Genomic DNA, 19,186 nt, shown 5'->3' with positions numbered 1-19,186 from the left:
AGAATGCATATTGAAATGAAGAACATTTCAAAAGCGTTCAGTGGTAATCCTGTTCTAAAAAACGCACAGTTTATGATTGAAACAGGAGAAGTTCATGCATTGATGGGGGAAAATGGAGCGGGGAAATCGACGCTCATGAAGATTTTAACAGGTGTATATAAAAAAGACAGTGGAACAGTCATGATTGATGGGAAAGAACGAACTTTTAAAAATGCGAAAGAAGCTGAAGAGTATGGTATTGCATTTATCCATCAAGAGTTGAACATATTACCGAATTTAACGGTAGCTGAAAATATGTTTCTTGGAAAAGAGTTAATGTATGGGAAAACGGGCATTTTACGTACGCGTCAAATGAATGCGATTGCCCAGCAACAATTAGCAGATCTTGGCCTACATGTGAGAGGTGCTATGCTAGCAGGTGAATTATCAGTTGGACAACAGCAAATTATTGAAATTGCTAAAGCATTAATGACAAAGGCGAGCGTTATTATTATGGATGAACCTACAGCAGCATTAACAGATCGCGAAATTGAAACGCTGTTTATTGTTATTAATAAATTACGTAAAGAGGGCGTTTCATTCGTTTATATTTCACACCGGATGGAAGAAATTTTTTCAATATGTGATGCTATTACGATTTTGCGTGATGGAGAATATGTAGGGAAGAGATTAATTCCAGAAACATCATTTGATGAAGTAGTTAGCATGATGGTGGGGCGCAGTATTGGTGAACGTTATCCAGAACGAAATAGTCAAATTGGCGAAGTGATTTTTGAAATGCGAAACGGAACGAAAAAGGGGAAATTTGAAAATGTTTCGTTTCAAGTTAGAAAAGGTGAAATCCTTGGTGTTGCGGGCTTGATGGGAGCTGGTCGCACGGATATTATGAAAGCAATATTTGGATATGAACCGCTCGATTCAGGAAAAATTTTCATGAATGGACAAGAAGTAAAAATTGATAGTCCAATTGATGCGATTAGACAACGAATTGCCTTTATTACAGAGGATAGAAAATCTGAAGGGCTTGTGTTAGATTTTTCGATTCGTGAAAATTTAGCTTTACCAAATTTAGAAAGTCTTTCAAAGGGAAGCGTTGTTAATAAAGGTTTAGAACAGCAATTTACTGAGGATATGATGAAGCTTCTTAATGTGAAAGCAGCAAACGGAGAGCAAGCTGTAAAATCTCTTTCTGGTGGAAATCAGCAAAAGATTGTAATTGCAAAATGGTTAGGTATTCATCCGCAGTTACTCATTTTAGATGAACCAACGAGAGGTGTAGATGTTGGGGCTAAAAAAGAAATTTACTCTATTATGAATAAGCTTACCGAGCAAGGAGATGCCGTTATTATGGTATCGTCTGAGCTTCCAGAAGTTTTAGGAATGAGTGATCGAGTTCTCGTCATTCATGAAGGGAAAATCGGTGGTATTTTAGAGAAAGATCAGGCATCGCAAGAGTCTATTATGGCACTAGCTACAGGGGGAGAGTAAGATATGGCTAAGAAGGGGAATGTATTACAACAACTTGGTTCTTTAATTGGATTAGTATTAATTATCGTAGTAATTACAGCTTTAAATCCAGCATTTATTGAAATTCCAAATTTATTTAATATACTGCGCCAAGTATCGATTAATGCACTCATTGCATTTGGAATGACCTTCGTTATTTTAACAGGGGGTATTGACTTATCGGTAGGTTCTATTTTAGCATTATCAAGTGCACTTGTTGCCGGAATGATGGCAAGTGGCATGGATCCGTTCCTTGCAATGGTAGTTGGATTATTAGCAGGTCTTGCAATGGGGATTGTAAACGGTATCATTATTGCGAAGGGAAAAGTAGCTCCGTTTATTGCAACTTTAGCAACAATGACTATTTTTCGCGGGTTGACGCTTGTTTATATGGACGGACGTCCGATCACTGGTCTTGGTGATCATTTAATGTTCCAAATGTTTGGCCGTGGTTATTTCCTTGGTATTCCTGTGCCAGCCGTTACAATGATGATCGCTTTTGCAGTACTGTACTTTATTTTAAAGAAAACAACGTTTGGTCGCCGTACGTTTGCGATTGGTGGAAATGAAGAAGCGGCAGCTTTATCAGGTATTAATGTTACGAGAATTAAAGTAATGATTTACGGTCTTTCCGGAATTTTGGCAGCGCTTGCAGGTATTGTCTTAACATCAAGGTTAGATTCTGCACAGCCGACTGCTGGTACTTCTTACGAATTGGATGCAATTGCTGCAGTTGTGTTAGGAGGAACGAGTCTTTCAGGTGGAAGAGGATGGATTGTTGGTACATTCATCGGTGTGCTTATTATTGGTGTACTAAATAACGGTTTAAATTTATTAGGTGTATCTTCTTTCTTCCAACAAGTTGTAAAAGGACTTGTAATCTTACTAGCTGTACTAATTGATCGTCGAAAAGAAGCGTAATGGAGGGGCAATTCATGAAAAAATGGTTACTGATACTCGTTGCATGCATCATGGTAGTTACTGCTGGTTGTTCAATGGAACCACCAGAATGGGCAAAGGATTCTAGCGATAAAGGTCGAAATAAAACTATTAAAGTTGGATTTTCTGTTTCAACTTTAAATAATCCATTTTTCGTCACGTTGAAAAAAGGTGCAGAAAAGAAAGCAAAAGATAGCGGCATTGAATTAATTGCTGTTGATGCACAAAATGATGCAGCGAAGCAAACAAACGATGTTGAAGATTTAATTCAAAAAGGTGTCGATGTAATTGTTATTAATCCAACCGACTCAGATGCTGTTGCTTCAGCGGTAAGTGCAGCCAATGCAGCCAATGTTCCTGTTATTACAGTAGACAGAGTTGCAAATTCAGGTAAAGTTGTTTCTCACATAGCTTCCAACAATGTAGAAGGTGGTCAAATGGCTAGTGATTACATTCGGGAAGTAGTTGGCGTGGGAACAAATGTCGCTGAGTTAGAAGGAATACCTGGATCGTCTGCTGCTCGTGAGCGTGGGAAAGGATTCCATAACGTAGCTGATAAGTCTTTAAAAGTAGTAGCAAAACAAGCAGCTGATTTCGATCGTGCAAAAGGGTTATCCGTTATGGAAAATATTTTGCAAGCAAATAGCGATATTAAAGCGGTATTTGCTCATAATGATGAAATGGCATTAGGCGCAATTGAGGCATTAAAATCTGCTGGTAAAACGGATGTAGTCGTTGTTGGATTTGATGCAACGGATGATGCTGTAAAAGCGGTTAAAGATGGGCGTATGGCAGCAACAGTCGCTCAAAAACCGGAATTAATCGGAGAGAAGGCGATGGAAACAGCAAAAGAGATAACACAAGGTAAAAAAGTGGACAAATTTATTCCGATTGAATTAGAGCTTATTAAGAAAAAATAAATAAATATAAAATGAAAATTAGGAAGGAAGAATAACAAATGAAATTTTTTATTGATACAGCAAACATTAACGAAATTAAAGAGGCAAATGCATTAGGCGTAGTAGCTGGAGTAACGACAAACCCATCACTTGTAGCAAAAGAAGGCGTAGATTTCCATGAGCGTATTCGTGAAATTTGCAGCTTTATTGAAGGACCTGTAAGCGCAGAAGTAATTAGCTTAGAAGCTGACAAAATGATTGAAGAAGGAAAAGAGTTAGCAAAAATCGCTCCAAATGTTGTTGTAAAAGTTCCAATGACAACAGAAGGCTTAAAAGCAGTAAAAGCATTCTCAGATTTAGGAATTCGTACAAACGTTACATTAGTATTCTCAGCAGTGCAAGCATTACTTGCAGCTCGCGCTGGTGCGACATACGTTTCACCGTTCTTAGGTCGCCTAGATGATATCGGTCATAACGGTATGGACTTAATTCGCCAAATCGCAGAAATCTTTGCAATTCACGGCATTGAAACAGAAATCATTGCAGCATCTGTACGTCATAGTGTTCACGTAACAGAAGCAGCATTAAACGGTTCACATATTGCAACAATCCCAGCAAACGTAATCGCTTCATTAGTGAAGCACCCATTAACAGATCAAGGAATTGAGAAATTCTTAGCTGATTGGGAAAAAACACAAGAGAAATAATACGAAATGGAGAACCCAAGTTTAATTAACTTGGGTTCTTTTTTTGTTTGAAAGAATTTTCATGCAATTGTGCATATTGTCTTTTAAATTTTTAATATAAGCTATTTAATATATACAAATCACTCTTTATTTTTCACATTTCGACATAAAAAGATAGAGGGTCTGACCAGAAAACTGGAGGGCATGATTCTATAACAGAAAGCTTATTTCTTATAGAATCATGTCTTTTATTATACAAGGGAGGATAGATTACATATTTTTATCTGAAGTTTAAGATTGATACAAGGGGATGATTAAAATGAGAAAAAAAGCGCCATTTAAAGTGTTGTCATCATTAACGATCGCAACACTCATCGGTTGCTCAGCTGTAATGAGTGCTCCGTTAGCATATGCAGAAACGTCAGCAAAAGAAGGTGTGTCTACAACGCCAATTGATCATAACTTAATTCAAGAAGATCGTTTAGCGGAAGCGCTGAAAGAAAGAGGAACAATTAATCCAGCATCGTCTAAAGAAGAGACAAAAAAGGCCGTAGAGCAATATATTGAAAAGAAACAAGGGGATCAGGCGAATAAAGAAATTCTTCCCGATGCGAATCAAGAAGCATCTGATTTCGTGAAAAAGGTAAAAGAGAAGAAGATGGAAGAAAAGGAAAAAGTAAAGAAAGCTGAAAAAAATGTTAGCCCTGAGCAAAAGCCAGAGCCAAATAAAAAGCAATTAGATGGGAAAGTTCCAACTTCTAAGGCGAAACAAGCTCCATATAGTGGACCTGTCCGCAATGATAAAGTGTTAGTGTTACTCGTTGAATTTAGTGATTATAAACATAATAATATTGAGCAAACACCAGGTTATATGTATTCGAAAGACTTTAGTAGAGAACATTATCAAAAAATGTTATTTGGTAATGAGCCTTACACATTATTTGATGGTTCGAAAGTAAAAACATTTAAGCAATATTATGAAGAACAGTCTGGCGGTAGTTATACGACGGATGGATATGTAACAGAGTGGTTAACTGTTCCAGGTAAAGCCGCTGATTATGGTGCTGATGGTAGTAGCGGTCACGATAATAAAGGACCAAAAGGCGCACGTGATTTAGTGAAAGAAGCTTTACATGCAGCTGCTGAGAAAGGGTTAGATTTATCTCAATTTGATCAATTTGATAGATATGATACAAATGGTGATGGAAATCCAAATGAACCTGATGGTGTAATTGATCATTTAATGGTAATCCATGCTGGTGTTGGTCAAGAAGCTGGTGGCGGTAAATTAGGTGATGATGCAATTTGGTCACATCGTTCAAAATTAGCAATAGATCCAGTAGCGATTGAAGGTACAAAATCAAATGTAGATTACTTTGGTGGAAAAGTAGCAGCGCATGATTACACAATTGAACCAGAAGATGGAGCAGTAGGTGTATTTGCGCATGAATTTGGACATGACCTTGGCTTACCGGATGAATATGACACGAAATATACTGGAACTGGTTCACCTGTTGAAGCGTGGTCATTAATGAGTGGAGGTAGCTGGACAGGAAAAATCGCAGGAACAGAGCCAACTAGTTTCTCACCACAAAATAAAGATTTCTTACAAAAAAATATGGGTGGTAACTGGGCAAAAATTTTAGAAGTAGATTACGATAAAATTAAGCGTGGTGTAGGAGTTCCTACATATATTGATCAAAGTGTTACGAAATCCAATCGTCCAGGCGTTGTACGTGTTAACTTACCAGGTAAAAGTGTTGAAACAATTAAACCGGAGTTTGGAAAGCATGCATATTATAGTACAAGAGGAGATGATATGCATACAACATTAGAAACACCATTCTTTGATTTAACAAAAGGAACAAATGCAAAATTCGATTATAAAGCAAATTATGAGTTAGAAGCAGAGTGTGATTTCATCGAAGTACATGCTGTAACAGAAGATGGAACGAAGACGTTAATTGATAGAGTTGGAGAAAAAGTAGTACAAGGAGATAAAGACACGACAGATGGAAAATGGATTGATAAATCATACGATTTAAGTCAATTTAAAGGGAAGAAAGTGAAACTACAATTCGACTATATTACAGATCCAGCTGTAACATATAAAGGTTTCGCGATGGATAATGTAAATGTAACAGTTGATGGACAAGTAGTATTTTCTGATGATGCAGAAGGAACATCTAAAATGCAGTTAAATGGATTCGTTGTTTCTGATGGGACAGAGAAGAAACAACATTATTATTATTTAGAGTGGAGAAACTATGCTGGGTCAGATAATGGATTAAAAGCAGGAAAAGGTCCGGTGTATAATACTGGTCTTGTCGTTTGGTATGCAGATGATAGTTTCAAAGATAACTGGGTTGGGGTACATCCAGGTGAAGGCTTCCTTGGTGTTGTAGACTCTCATCCAGAAGCGTTTGTTGGTAATTTAAACGGGAAACCAGCGTATGGTAATACAGGCATGCAAATTGCAGACGCTGCCTTTTCATTTGATCAAACACCCGCATGGAGTGCAAATTCATTAACACGTGGACAGTTTAACTATTCTGGATTACAAGGTGTTACAACTTTTGATGATTCAAAAGTATATAGTAACAAACAAATTGCAGACGCGGGAAGAAAAGTTCCAAACCTTGGACTTAAATTCCAAGTTGTTGGACAGGCAGATGATAAGTCTGCAGGTGCTGTTTGGATTAAACGTTAATAACATAAAAGCACATTCTTCATATGAAGAGTGTGCTTTTTAATTTGTACATTAAGTTATTATTTTAGCTTATGTAATACAATTGTCTGTTCATATGTAGTGTATCAAATTATGTGGGTAAAGGAAATATTTCCGAGGAAATTGTCGAAGTATCGTCGGTATTTATAGACTTTCTTTTTTAAAGGAAGAATGTAGTATTGCTTTTATATGTAAGTTTATTTACATTGATATTTGGTTATATACAAAAGTAATATATATTAGGCAATAAAAAGAGTTCTATTTAATAGAACTCTTTTTTGATGAGTAGAAAGGAGGGGGACAAATGAAAGAAACAATTGCATGTCCACAATGTGAAGAGAATATTACTGCACAACATATTATCGACATCCCACATCCTTTTTCATTAAGGTGTCCGCATTGTAAGGTGAAGCTGAAAGAAATGAGGATAACACCATGTTTAATATTAGCGGCAATCTGTGTTATCCCACTGTTTATTATTATTGGAGAGAGTATTAAAGAATTGCTAGTAAAACATTTTTCTATTATAGACAATGTACCAACCGTACTTATTTTCTTCTTATTTTGTTATCCGTTGTATTATTTCTATGAAAAATATAATGCCATATTATTCATTAAATATGGTTTATTGAAAGTTAAAAGTTGAAAGTTGAATTGAATAGGAGATTATCATTATGTTGTGGAAAATTTATTTGGTAATTGTAGCGATATTAGCTATTACTTCGCTAGTGAGAGGGATGTTTCAAACACCGATTCAAAAGTTTGATTTTGTAGTGTCTATTATTACATGGATAGGACTATTTGGATTTGTTTTTGATGTACAAATATTGACGCCGATCGTTTGGCAATGCATCTTCGTATTTAGCATCATTTGGACTTTAACTGCAGTTTTTGTTTTACGTTTATATGAAGAGAAGGATGACCCGCTACCTTTTATATTCAAATTAATTGGTATTATCCCAACGCTGCCATTATATTACGGGTTATATCAATATGCATTTTAAAAAAGACAATGATGGAATTAACCCATCATTGTCTTTTTTACTTTGCTTCTTACAAAAATCATTCCAGCAAATGTTAACAAGAATGCAGTTCCGATAACGAAGCTGACGCTAGGCGATGCCCCGATTGCTCCAACTGTAAAGGAGCCAGCAACAACTCCTAATGAGAAGAAAGCATAAAACAATCCGAATGCTTTCCCTCGGTTACTATCTGTTGTATTTTCAACAAGTAAAGCATTAATTGCTGGGAAGAGGATAGCGAATCCAATTCCATAAATCATCATAACGATAAAGAGCATGCCTTTTGTTGCAAATAATCCGAGTAAAGATAACGCTAGTGCCATTACTGCAATCCCGATTAGCATTAGTTTGGAACGATTAAATCGATCGTAAATGCGATTTGTTGGCAGTAAGAAGAAGAGGATAGCGGTAATTCCGAATACACTTAACATCATGCCTGTTGTAGATGCTTTAAGTGCTAATGCCTCAACTTTTACTGGTAACATATAAGTGACAATCCCTTGTGAAAACATTAGTGTGAAAGCACCAATATATGCTTGTAATAACGGTTCTGATTTCAATAGTTCAATCATATCTTCTTTGTTCATCATTTGTGTTCTTGATGTATCTTTTCTTGATACGTTATTTGGTAAGAAGAATAGAGATACGATTGTACCAAGGACCATTAAAATAGAAATAGTAATGAACACCCACTCTATACCAGCTGTTGCTTTCATAATGCCGCTGAAAGCAGGTCCTACGATTGCAGCTGTTCCAACAGCGGCACCAGATAGAGCCATTGCTTTACCTTGCCTTGCTGAATTCGTTTGCTTTGATAAAAACGTAAAGGCAGCAGGAATTAAAAATCCGTCACTAAAACCGTGCATAAAGCGCACAACTAATAGTTGTTCACCACTTTGAACAACGGTGTATAACAAGACTATGAAACTCGTAATTCCCATGCTTATATAAAGGATTTTTTTTGCACCAAATTTATCGACAGCGGCTCCAGCGATAATATTACCGATCATATTAGCGAATGAGTACATACCGATAACTAGCCCGATAACAAGAGGGGTTCCTCCAAGACCTTGAGCGAAAGTACTCATAATAGGTAATTGTGAAAATGTATCTAAAAACGCTACGATAACAATAAAGTAAATAAAATATTTCAAGCGATATTCACCTCTCCTCTGCTATTATGGCATAATGCTAATTTCAACCGCAATGAAATTAGCATTAACAGATGTGGAAAAAAGTACAAAGTGACAAAATATTGAACGTTATTTGTTAAAATTTAGTGGGAATGAGATTGTTTTTTTGAAATATATGGATGGAAGTATTATAATAGATTTGTAAACTTCACCAGGTTAAGTATATACGTAGAGAGGGATGTATAAAATGAAAGCACTACTTTGGCATAATCAACGTGATGTACGAGTAGAAGAAGTACCAGAACCAACTGTAAGACCAGGAGCAGTTAAGATTAAAGTTAAATGGTGTGGTATCTGCGGAACAGACTTGCATGAATATTTAGCAGGACCTATTTTTATTCCAACAGAAGAGCACCCATTAACACACGTAAAAGCACCGGTTATTTTAGGTCATGAGTTTAGTGGTGAGGTAGTTGAAATCGGTGAAGGCGTTACTTCTCATAAAGTGGGAGATCGCGTCGTTGTAGAACCAATTTATTCTTGTGGTAAATGTGAAGCTTGTAAACACGGACATTACAATGTTTGTGAACAACTTGTTTTCCACGGTCTTGGCGGAGAAGGCGGCGGTTTCTCTGAATATACAGTAGTACCAGAAGATATGGTCCACCATATTCCTGATGAAATGACGTATGAACAAGGTGCACTTGTAGAACCAGCAGCAGTAGCAGTTCATGCAGTACGTCAAAGTAAATTAAAAGAGGGAGAAGCTGTAGCGGTATTTGGTTGTGGTCCGATTGGGCTTCTTGTAATCCAAGCAGCAAAAGCAGCAGGAGCAACTCCTGTTATCGCAGTGGAACTTTCTAAAGAACGTCAAGAGCTAGCTAAATTAGCAGGTGCTGATTATGTATTGAACCCAGCAACTCAAGATGTACTAGCAGAAATTCGTAACTTAACAAATGGTTTAGGTGTAAATGTGAGCTTTGAAGTAACAGGTGTCGAAGTAGTACTTCGTCAAGCGATTGAAAGTACAAGCTTTGAAGGACAAACTGTAATTGTTAGTGTGTGGGAAAAAGATGCGACAATTACGCCAAACAATCTTGTACTAAAAGAAAAAGAAGTTATTGGTATTCTTGGATACCGTCATATCTTCCCAGCTGTTATTAAATTAATTAGCTCTGGCCAAATTCAAGCAGAGAAATTAATTACGAAAAAAATCACAGTAGATCAAGTTGTTGAAGAAGGATTTGAAGCACTTGTAAAAGATAAAACACAAGTGAAAATTCTTGTTTCACCTAAATAATAGAGAATAGTAAAAAGTAGCCCTTTTCTAGAAATAGAAGAGGGCTACTTTTTTTCTATACAGAAAGGTGATAGACTTTCCTTTAACTACAGGTATTTTGTTTGGAAGGGGAAGTCTAATGCTTTCATTTATGTTGACATTGAAACGGATGCTAAAAGCTTGTTTACGAGCGTGGAAAGATAAAGAATTTCAAGTATTATTCGTATTAACATTTTTAACATTAACATCAGGTACGATTTTTTATAGTACAGTTGAAGGATTACGTCCTCTTGACGCCCTATATTTTAGTGTGGTCACGTTGACGACTGTCGGTGATGGGAATTTTAGTCCGCAAACTGATTTTGGAAAGGTATTTACGATCTTATACATATTTATCGGGATTGGATTAGTGTTTGGATTTATTCATAAGTTGGCAGTTAATGTACAGCTGCCAAGTATATTATCGAAAAGAAAAAAAGAGTAAAGCATGTGGATGCTTTACTCTTTTTTTACATTAGTTTAGACAATCATTTGCAGTAGCTTAACAATACTTTATTACAATGTAAGTGTATTCATTCATTATATTCACTATGTATAAAGTTATAATGATATGAACATTTGCATATTTTAATTTATTGATAGAAATTTCATGAAAGGTGGGATATTCTAGTCATAGGTTAACCAGACGATATCATAGGATCCTAACAAAAAGTTTACAATAATTCAATTAAAAAATGGAGGATTTTATATGAAAAAGAAAGTACTTGCTTTAGCAGCGGCTATTACATTAGTAGCTCCGTTACAAAGTGTTGCATTTGCTCATGAAAATGATGGGGGAAGTAGAATAAATATAGTTCACCGCTGGTCTGCTGAAGATAAGCATAAAGAAGGCGTAAACTCTCATTTATGGATTGTGAACCGTGCAATGGATATTATGTCTCGTAATACAACACTTGTAAAACAAGATCAGGTTGCACTATTAAATGAATGGCGTACGGAGTTAGAGAACGGTATTTATGCTGCTGACTATGAAAATCCTTATTATGATAATAGCACATTTGCTTCACACTTCTATGACCCTGACAATGGAAAAACTTATATTCCATTTGCAAAGCAGGCAAAGGAAACTGGAGCTAAATATTTTAAATTAGCAGGTGAGTCATACAAAAATAAAGATATGAAACAAGCATTCTTCTATTTGGGGTTATCTCTTCATTATTTAGGGGATGTAAATCAACCGATGCATGCGGCAAACTTTACAAATCTTTCGTATCCACAAGGGTTCCATTCTAAATATGAAAACTTTGTAGATACGATAAAAGATAATTATAAAGTAACGGATGGAAATGGATATTGGAACTGGAAAGGTACAAATCCAGAAGATTGGATTCATGGAGCGGCAGTAGCTGCGAAACAAGATTACTCTGGCATTGTAAATGATAATACGAAAGATTGGTTCGTGAAAGCAGCTGTATCACAAGAATATGCAGATAAATGGCGCGCTGAAGTTACACCAATGACAGGTACGCGATTAATGGATGCACAACGTGTTACTGCTGGATACATACAGCTTTGGTTTGATACGTACGGAAATCGTTAAATATTTGAAAAAGGTCAAATCTCAGAATAGAGTATTTGGCCTTTTTATCACTACACAGTACATGGAGGTATGAAACGTGAAAGGTAAATTGCTAAAAGGTGTACTTAGCTTTGGTATTGGTTTAGGAGCTTTATATAGTGGATCTTCAGCTCAAGCAGAAATGTCTATAAATCAAAATAATACATTAAAAGTGATGACGCATAATGTGTACATGCTATCAACGAACTTATATCCGAACTGGGGACAAAATGAGCGTGCTGATTTAATTGGGGCAGCGGATTATATGAAAAATCAAGATGTTGTTATATTAAATGAAGTATTTGATAATAACGCTTCAAATCGCTTATTAGGAAATTTGAAGAAAGAATATCCAAATCAAACGGCAGTATTAGGTCGTAGTAACGGAAACGAATGGGATAAAACATTAGGTAACTATTCATCTTCGACCCCTGAAGATGGAGGTGTAGCGATTGTGAGTAAATGGCCAATTGTTGAAAAGGTTCAATATGTATTCGAAAAAGGCTGTGGACCAGATAACTTATCAAATAAAGGATTTGTATACACAAAAGTTCAGAAAAATGATCGTTTTGTACATGTGATTGGGACTCATTTACAAGCTGAAGATAGTATGTGTGGAAATACTTCGCCAGCATCTGTACGTACAAAACAGCTACAAGAAATTCAAGAGTTTATTAAAAATAAAAATATACCAAATAACGAGTATGTGTTAATTGGTGGTGATATGAATGTAAATAAAATAAATGCTGAGAATAATAGCAATTCAGAGTATGCATCGATGTTTAAAACATTACATGCGTCTGTTCCATCTTATACAGGACATACAGCAACTTGGGATGCGACGACAAACAGTATTGCGAAATATAACTTCCCCGATAGCCCTGCCGAGTATTTAGATTATATTATTACAAGTAAGGACCATGCTAATCCATCGTATATAGAGAATAAGGTGTTACAGTCGAAATCGCCACAATGGACTGTTACGTCATGGCTCAAAGAATATACATATAATGATTACTCGGATCATTATCCAGTAGAGGCGACTATTTCTATGAAGTAGAGTAGCCTTGAAAAAGTTTCTTCGTAAAGAAGAAACTTTTTTTATTTGAAAACAGGAAAATCATTCTTTCTTTCCAATATGTATAAGACATATATAGAAGAGGAGAGAAAACTGTGGATAGAGGAATTTTTAAGGAAGTTCCATTACCGTGTGCATTTTTAGATGAAGTGGCTTTAGAGAGGAACATTCAATCGATTATAGAGTTAAGTGGAGATAAGAAGATTCGTATAGCGAGTAAATCATTACGCTCTGTTCCAATTATGAAAAAGATTTTGGCTGCAAATAATCGCTTTCAAGGTATTATGTGTTTTTCTCCTAGAGAAGCTTTGTTTTTAATTGAACAAGGATTTAATGATTTATTGCTCGGATATCCTGTTTATGATGAAAGAGCTTTACATGAAATTAGTTTGCTAACAAAGCAAGGGCACATTATAACTTGTATGGTGGATTGTGAAGACCATATTACTTATTTAGAAAAGATTGCTGAGAAGTCTAAAGGGTGTTTTCGCGTTTGTTTGGATATTGATATGAGTAGTCGTTTTTTGAAATTTCATTTTGGTGTAAAAAGATCCCCCGTAAAAGATGTGCAGAGCGCTTTGAAAATAGTAGAAAAGGTGAAGGGCTCATCATATTTAATACTAGATGGTGTAATGGGATATGAAGCTCAAATTGCCGGGGTGGGGGATCATATACCGAATCAATGGATGAAAAGTAAAGCTGTTTCGTATTTAAAGAAGAAATCAGTGTTAGAGGTTAAAGAAAGAAGAGAACGTATCGTAAAAGAAATACAAAACCTTGGTATTGAACTAAGATTTGTAAATGGGGGAGGAACAGGAAGTATAAAAACAACTGAGCAAGATAACTCAGTTTCAGAGATTACTGTAGGATCCGCCTTTTACTCTCCTAAACTGTTTGACTATTATAAAGAAGTAAAATTTCAGCCAGCTGCCGGATTTGCTTTACCAGTTGTACGTAAACCGGATCCTTTTATTTATACTTGCCTAGGTGGCGGATATATTGCCTCAGGTGCAGTTGGTAAAGATAAAGAGCCTGAGGTTTGGATGCCGCATGGTGCAAAACTATTAGCTTTAGAAGGTGCTGGTGAAGTGCAAACACCAATTTTTTATAACGGCGAGGAACGAGTGGATATAGGAGATTCTATCTTGTTTCGCCATAGTAAAGCTGGGGAGTTATGTGAGCGTTTTCCTATTTTATATCGCATTAAACAAGGGGAAATTGTTGGAGAGTATTCAACATATCGGGGGGATGGACAATGCTTTCTATAAAGGGACAAAAATGGAGAAATTGGACAGGGAATGTAGAAGGAACGCCGCATTATACGATGTATCCAAAAAGTATACAAGATGTAGTAGAAGTTGTGGGGCTTGCACGAAAAAAAGGAAAGAAAATTCGTGTTGTCGGTTCAGGTCATTCGTTTACACCTCTTGTGCAAACGGAAGAAATTTTAGTTTCTTTAGATGAATTGAAGGGCATTGTGAATATTGATGCAGAGAAGATGGTTGCCGAAGTATGGGCGGGAACAAAGTTACATGATTTAGGGAAGTTACTTCAGGAAAAAGGTTATGCGCAAGAAAATTTAGGAGATATTGATTCACAATCTATTGCAGGAGCGATTAGTACGGGGACTCATGGGACGGGTGTTACATTTGGGAGTTTATCAACACAAGTTATAGAGATCACGGCAGTTTTATCAACAGGTGAGAGTATAGTTTGTTCAGAAACCGAGAACGCCGAATATTGGAAAGCATTTCAGTTGTCGCTTGGAATGCTAGGTATCATTGTAAAGATAAAATTGAAAGTTATCCCAGCGTATTCGCTTGTTTATGAAAGTGAAAAACAATCATTGTCTACTGTAATGAACAAACTAGAAGAATATAAGAAGAATCGTCATTTTGAATTTTTCGTTTTTCCTTATTCAGATGAAGTGCAAGTGAAATTTACAAACGAAACAACGAGTAAAGAAAGTGATTTGAAATGGCATAAACTAAAGGTGGAGTTACTTGAAAATAGGATGTTCTCTTTATTATCTAAAGGGTGTAAATGGTTTCCTTCTATAAGTAAAGGAGTAAGCCGATTATCAGCTAAGGCTGTACCGAACACGAAAATAATTGGACCAAGCTATGAAGTATTCGCTACATCACGTACAGTTCCATTTTATGAAATGGAGTACAGTGTCCCTTCAAAGTATATGAGGGCTGTTGTAGAAGAAATTTCAAATCTTATTGAAAAGAAAAAGTATAAGGTGCACTTCCCGATTGAATGCCGCTACGTGAGAGGTGATGATATATGGCTCAGTCCAGCATATGGAAGAGATTCAGCGTATATAGCTGTTCATATGTATAAAGGTATGAAGTATGCCGCTTATTTTGGTGAAGTGGAGAAAATTTTTCTAAAGTATGAAGGGCGCCCACATTGGGGGAAAATGCATACGTTAACGTACGAAAAATTGCAAAATATATATCCAGAATTGCATTCGTTTCTAAAAGTGAGGAAGTCACTAGATGAAACAGGAATATTTTTAAGCCCTTATACAGAAAAGTTATTTACGATTATGAAAAAAAGCTGACAAATTAGTATTTGTCAGCTTTTTTAAGTGTAATTGCATTTCTTGTATGACTAATACGCTCGTAAAATAGTAATTTATCACTACTAAATAAATGTAATAAAACATGAATAATAAATAGCCCGTTAATTACAAATTGGAATAACAGTATAACTAGTAATACTAAAGGCTCTGTATGATTTAAAATAGAGCTACTAGAAAGAATGTAATTGATTCCACCTAAAATGAAATAGAATATACCGTAACGAATGAATAATTCTTTTAGTGTAATACGCTCTGCTTGTCCTTTAATGTAAATACGAAGCAACGCTTTCCCTATTGTTCTTCCATTTGTAAAGTATGGGATGATAATAAAGTAAATTAAGATTGAACATGCGATGAAAAGGAGTTCGTATACATTTGTATAAGATTGGATGTTAGAAATAAATAGTGAGTTTCCTTTGTTTTTAATGAAAGGTACAACGATAGATAAGAAGATCCAATCAATTTGCATAGCGATGAGACGACGAACGAATCCGACTGGTTTCGTTTCCAAATCAATATGACTATCTAATTCGCTTGTTTTTGGCAGGAAGTACGTAAATATTGGTGCAATGATAAAACCGATTACGCCGCCTAGCGTGTTTAAAAACAGATCGTCGATATCGAATAAGCGATATGCACAATTATAAATACCATATAATCCAGTTACTTGTGTTAATTCAAAGAACAGTGAAAGGCAAAAAGAAATGCACACTGTCTGGAAGAAACTACGTCGGAAATAATAACGTAAGTAAATACCGAATGGAACGGTTAATAGAACGTTAAAAGCAACTTGTAAAAATGCAGATTCTTTTAATAACAAGAAATAAGTAGTAGGTTTCGTTAAAATTGCCGATGTATGACTACTAATCTCTTGTATGAAATAAAATGGTGAGAGTTGCATATGCTGTGTATTAGCGGGTTGTAGGCTACAAGTATCATACGTTTGTGGTAACGGCAAAATAACAAGAAAATAGGCATTTAATAAGTAAAGTAATAATGAGTATAAAATAAATGAGCGCCATTTATTTAAATAACCGTATTTTCGATAATTAAATATTAAAAAAGGAATTAATAGAAACATTGCTAAAATAGGAAATAAAATAAAAGCTGTTTTTACTGGAAATAAATATGCAGTCAAAATGAAGCTCCTTTCAATGAAATTTCGTTTATCATTATAGCGCTTAAAAGAATGTAAAACAAAGTTGAAATAGCTCGAAATAGAAAAAATTACAAATTTAAAATAGATTAAGTTATAATAAGTTTAATATAAAGATATTATGATTATACAAGTTGAAAGAGGGTACATGATATGCAATATGAGCTTTTTTCGGTAAGCGGGGATCATATTACAACTTTTGAAAGCACATGGCGTTTTCAAGAGGGGGAACAGATTTTTGTTCATGATGATAATACAAAACGAAATTTTATTATTATTCGCTTAACACATGATTTATTTCAAAAAAATACACATGTTATTCGCTTGTATTGTCAGGAAAAGAAAGTTTATGCATAAGGAAAAACCACTTACTGTATGAGGGCAGTAAGTGGTTTTTTATCCCGCTATTTGTGGGCAGCAGGGGGGGTGAACAAAACCCCCCCACTGATTAAAGTTTCATTTTATAAGAAAATGATAGTTAGCACACCTACGATAATACAGTAGAAAGAGAAGTATTTTAAATTTCCTTTTGCCATAATGTTCATAAACCATTTTAATGAAATATATGTCATGACAAATGTTGCGATGAAAGCAACAATATAAGGTACAAATAATGTATCTAAATTTGGATCGTTTGCAATGTCTGTAATACTTAACAATAAACCACCTAAGCTAACAGGAATGTATAGTAAGAATGAGAAGCGAAGAGCTGTTTCTTGCTTCATACCAAGTAACATTGCTGCCACAATTGTAGCACCTGATCTGCTTATACCAGGAATTAGTGCGCAAGCTTGTGCTAGACCAATAATGATTGCATCTTTCATAGAAAGGTCGCCATCATTTTTACGCCCACGCAAGTTTCGAATAATCCAAAGGCCGATAGCAGTAATAAGAAGGGAAATCCCAACCATTTTAACACCTTTTAAATAGTGGTCGATATAATCTTTAAATAAAACTCCAATTACACCTGCTGGAATGGTTGCAATAACAAGGTAAATAATAAAGAAGAAATCTGATTTTGCATCTTCTGCTCTTGTGAATATATAAGATAGACCATTCTTTGTTAGACGAATTAAGTCATTTCTATAAATAAGTAATACAGCTAATAATGAAGCTGAATTAACAAGTAGCTCAAAGCTAAACCCTTCTATTTTTAGTCCTAGCAAATGCTGTGCTAAAACGAGGTGACCGCTTGAAGAAATTGGAATTGGTTCTGTTAGTCCTTGGAATAGACCAAGAATTAAATATTTTAAAATGTAATAAAATTGTTCCATAATAACCTCCTTGTTTATTAGTCGAAAGAAACAACTTGTCCATTATAACAAGAATACGGATGAATATTGAGAAGAAATAAATATTCAAAATATAATAAAAATCCCTTATAACAGTATAAGGGATTTTTATTATTAATGAGAAACTACTGTTTCTTCAAGACTTTTCGTTAATTGAACATCGACTTTCTCAGCATCATGAATATGATTCATAATAGTAGTATTTAACTTTTGGAACATTTGTTGTGTGTTTGCAAATTCTCGTAATATATCATCGTTACAAGATTTTTGGTTTTCGATAGCTTTAATAACATTTGTAGCACCGCTTTGTAATGTTTGAATCATCATTAAAATATTTTCAATTCTAGCGTTAGTATCAGCGCTCATTTCTACACCTTCATCAACTAAATGTAAATTATCTTTTGTATTTTCATATGCTTTTTCAATTTCTTCTTGAATTTTTTTCGTTAAGTTACCGATGTTTTTTGTACTTTCAGCTGTACTTTCAGCTAGTTTTCTTACTTCATTAGCAACAACAGCAAATCCTTTACCGTGTTCTCCAGCACGTGCAGCTTCAATACTTGCATTCAACGCTAGTAAATTTGTTTGTGCTGCAATGTTTTGAATCACTTCTACAATTTGTTCAATTTCTTTAGAGCGTTCGCTTAAATGATTCATACTATTAGAAGTACGTTGAGATTGTTCACCTAATCTATTAATTACAATGAGTAAGCGATGAACGGATTCTTTTCCTTCATTAGAGCAATCGATAATTTCTTCAATAGATTGAATTAAGTTTTGCTCTTTTTGTAGCATTTCGTTATTTAATTCGTTGGAATGTGTAGTACGCGTAGAAACATTTTCAAAGCATGCGTTCAATTGTTGAATTAAGTTTTGGAGTGTATGATGTTGGCTATTTACAAGTTCGTGCTCTTGCATAACGCTTTTTACACGATTATGGATAGAAGATATAATTTCTTGTTTTTCCACATCTTTTTGTTTTAATTCTGCTTCTAGTTCATGTATATGAGCTTCTAGTTGATCAATTTTATGTTGGAGTGATTTCTTTTGAGTAAACATTTTATTTAATTCAACCGCCTTTAGGATTTTTAATTTCTCTATATTTGGATTTTAGCATCTTTTATAATTTTTAAATATAGGAATTGTTAAATATTTAAGAATCTATTACATTTTGTTCACAATTCTCTTTTTTTGTCATGAAAAATAAACTGTATTTAATGGTTCTGTAAACAAACTGTAAAATAAATCATGTATAACTGT

The 19,186-nt window shown here is 35.1% G+C and carries 17 protein-coding genes and 1 pseudogene; 14 read left to right on the top strand and 4 right to left on the bottom strand.

The features are described from left to right. Positions 1 to 3: 3 nt before the first annotated feature. From rbsA to MKX66_RS16470, 7 genes are all read left to right on the top strand, one after another. The gene (gene rbsA / locus MKX66_RS16500; protein ID WP_002029800.1) at positions 4 to 1,488 is read left to right on the top strand and encodes a ribose ABC transporter ATP-binding protein RbsA; all 1,485 of its coding nucleotides are present in this window, start codon (positions 4 to 6) and stop codon (positions 1,486 to 1,488) included. A 3-nt stretch (positions 1,489 to 1,491) separates the two neighbouring features. Beyond that, positions 1,492 to 2,427, top strand: coding sequence for an ABC transporter permease subunit (locus MKX66_RS16495; protein WP_002029798.1), 936 nt, complete (start codon positions 1,492 to 1,494; stop codon positions 2,425 to 2,427). A 14-nt stretch (positions 2,428 to 2,441) separates the two neighbouring features. Further along, a complete protein-coding gene (gene rbsB / locus MKX66_RS16490; protein ID WP_061673978.1) occupies positions 2,442 to 3,365 on the top strand; it encodes a ribose ABC transporter substrate-binding protein RbsB in 924 nt (307 codons plus the stop codon). Positions 3,366 to 3,403: 38 nt separating this feature from the next. Beyond that, on the top strand, positions 3,404 to 4,051 hold the full coding sequence (gene fsa / locus MKX66_RS16485) for a fructose-6-phosphate aldolase (protein ID WP_000667669.1): 648 nt from the start codon (positions 3,404 to 3,406) through the stop codon (positions 4,049 to 4,051). A gap of 298 nt (positions 4,052 to 4,349) precedes the next feature. Beyond that, positions 4,350 to 6,740, top strand: a complete 2,391-nt coding sequence (inhA2, locus tag MKX66_RS16480) for a M6 family metalloprotease immune inhibitor InhA2 (RefSeq protein WP_098635223.1) — start codon at positions 4,350 to 4,352, stop codon at positions 6,738 to 6,740. Between the two features lie 322 nt (positions 6,741 to 7,062). Further along, positions 7,063 to 7,404: a hypothetical protein gene (locus MKX66_RS16475; RefSeq protein WP_002029794.1), complete on the top strand. Its 342-nt coding sequence runs from the start codon at positions 7,063 to 7,065 to the stop codon at positions 7,402 to 7,404. 28 nt (positions 7,405 to 7,432) lie between these two features. Beyond that, on the top strand, positions 7,433 to 7,762 hold the full coding sequence (locus MKX66_RS16470) for a hypothetical protein (RefSeq protein WP_012260316.1): 330 nt from the start codon (positions 7,433 to 7,435) through the stop codon (positions 7,760 to 7,762). A 17-nt stretch (positions 7,763 to 7,779) separates the two neighbouring features. On the opposite strand, the gene MKX66_RS16465 is transcribed toward MKX66_RS16470, so the two are convergent. Further along, positions 7,780 to 8,934, bottom strand: a complete 1,155-nt coding sequence (locus MKX66_RS16465; RefSeq protein WP_341086740.1) for an MFS transporter — start codon at positions 8,932 to 8,934, stop codon at positions 7,780 to 7,782. 226 nt (positions 8,935 to 9,160) lie between these two features. Between MKX66_RS16465 and bdhA the strand changes: the two genes are divergently transcribed. From bdhA to MKX66_RS16435, 6 genes are all read left to right on the top strand, one after another. Beyond that, positions 9,161 to 10,213 (top strand): (R,R)-butanediol dehydrogenase, encoded by a 1,053-nt coding sequence (gene bdhA, locus MKX66_RS16460; RefSeq protein WP_000645834.1) that lies wholly within the window; start codon positions 9,161 to 9,163, stop codon positions 10,211 to 10,213. A gap of 118 nt (positions 10,214 to 10,331) precedes the next feature. Continuing rightward, positions 10,332 to 10,676: a potassium channel family protein gene (locus tag MKX66_RS16455; protein WP_000948238.1), complete on the top strand. Its 345-nt coding sequence runs from the start codon at positions 10,332 to 10,334 to the stop codon at positions 10,674 to 10,676. A 264-nt stretch (positions 10,677 to 10,940) separates the two neighbouring features. Beyond that, complete coding sequence (gene cerA, locus MKX66_RS16450) at positions 10,941 to 11,792, top strand: phospholipase CerA (RefSeq protein WP_002029789.1); 852 nt, start codon at positions 10,941 to 10,943, stop codon at positions 11,790 to 11,792. Between the two features lie 76 nt (positions 11,793 to 11,868). After that, entirely contained in the window at positions 11,869 to 12,870 is a 1,002-nt protein-coding gene (sph, locus tag MKX66_RS16445; RefSeq protein ID WP_215590718.1) for a sphingomyelinase C, read from the top strand. Positions 12,871 to 12,983: 113 nt separating this feature from the next. Continuing rightward, positions 12,984 to 14,156 (top strand): amino acid deaminase/aldolase, encoded by a 1,173-nt coding sequence (locus MKX66_RS16440; protein WP_002029787.1) that lies wholly within the window; start codon positions 12,984 to 12,986, stop codon positions 14,154 to 14,156. Beyond that, positions 14,144 to 15,457, top strand: a complete 1,314-nt coding sequence (locus MKX66_RS16435; protein ID WP_193663954.1) for a D-arabinono-1,4-lactone oxidase — start codon at positions 14,144 to 14,146, stop codon at positions 15,455 to 15,457. The genes MKX66_RS16440 and MKX66_RS16435 overlap by 13 nt, the downstream gene beginning before the upstream one ends. A gap of 4 nt (positions 15,458 to 15,461) precedes the next feature. Here MKX66_RS16435 and MKX66_RS16430 read toward each other — a convergent pair whose 3' ends face one another. Then, a complete protein-coding gene (locus MKX66_RS16430; RefSeq protein WP_341086738.1) occupies positions 15,462 to 16,616 on the bottom strand; it encodes a VanZ family protein in 1,155 nt (384 codons plus the stop codon). A gap of 171 nt (positions 16,617 to 16,787) precedes the next feature. On the opposite strand from MKX66_RS16430, the gene MKX66_RS16425 reads away from it, so the two are divergent. Next, positions 16,788 to 16,991, top strand: a complete 204-nt coding sequence (locus MKX66_RS16425; RefSeq protein ID WP_002010557.1) for a hypothetical protein — start codon at positions 16,788 to 16,790, stop codon at positions 16,989 to 16,991. Positions 16,992 to 17,095: 104 nt separating this feature from the next. Here the strand turns inward: MKX66_RS16425 and MKX66_RS16420 are convergent, their stop codons facing one another. Together MKX66_RS16420 and MKX66_RS30865 are read right to left on the bottom strand one after the other, a co-directional pair. Beyond that, on the bottom strand, positions 17,096 to 17,908 hold the full coding sequence (locus MKX66_RS16420) for an undecaprenyl-diphosphate phosphatase (protein ID WP_002010553.1): 813 nt from the start codon (positions 17,906 to 17,908) through the stop codon (positions 17,096 to 17,098). A gap of 132 nt (positions 17,909 to 18,040) precedes the next feature. Next, positions 18,041 to 18,544 (bottom strand): annotated as a pseudogene (locus MKX66_RS30865) (methyl-accepting chemotaxis protein); the annotation flags it as partial. Positions 18,545 to 19,186: the final 642 nt, after the last annotated feature.

Source organism: Bacillus sp. FSL R9-9530 (assembly GCF_038008145.1).
Classification (GTDB): domain Bacteria; phylum Bacillota; class Bacilli; order Bacillales; family Bacillaceae_G; genus Bacillus_A; species Bacillus_A mycoides.
This window is presented reverse-complemented; position numbering and strand designations above follow the sequence as displayed.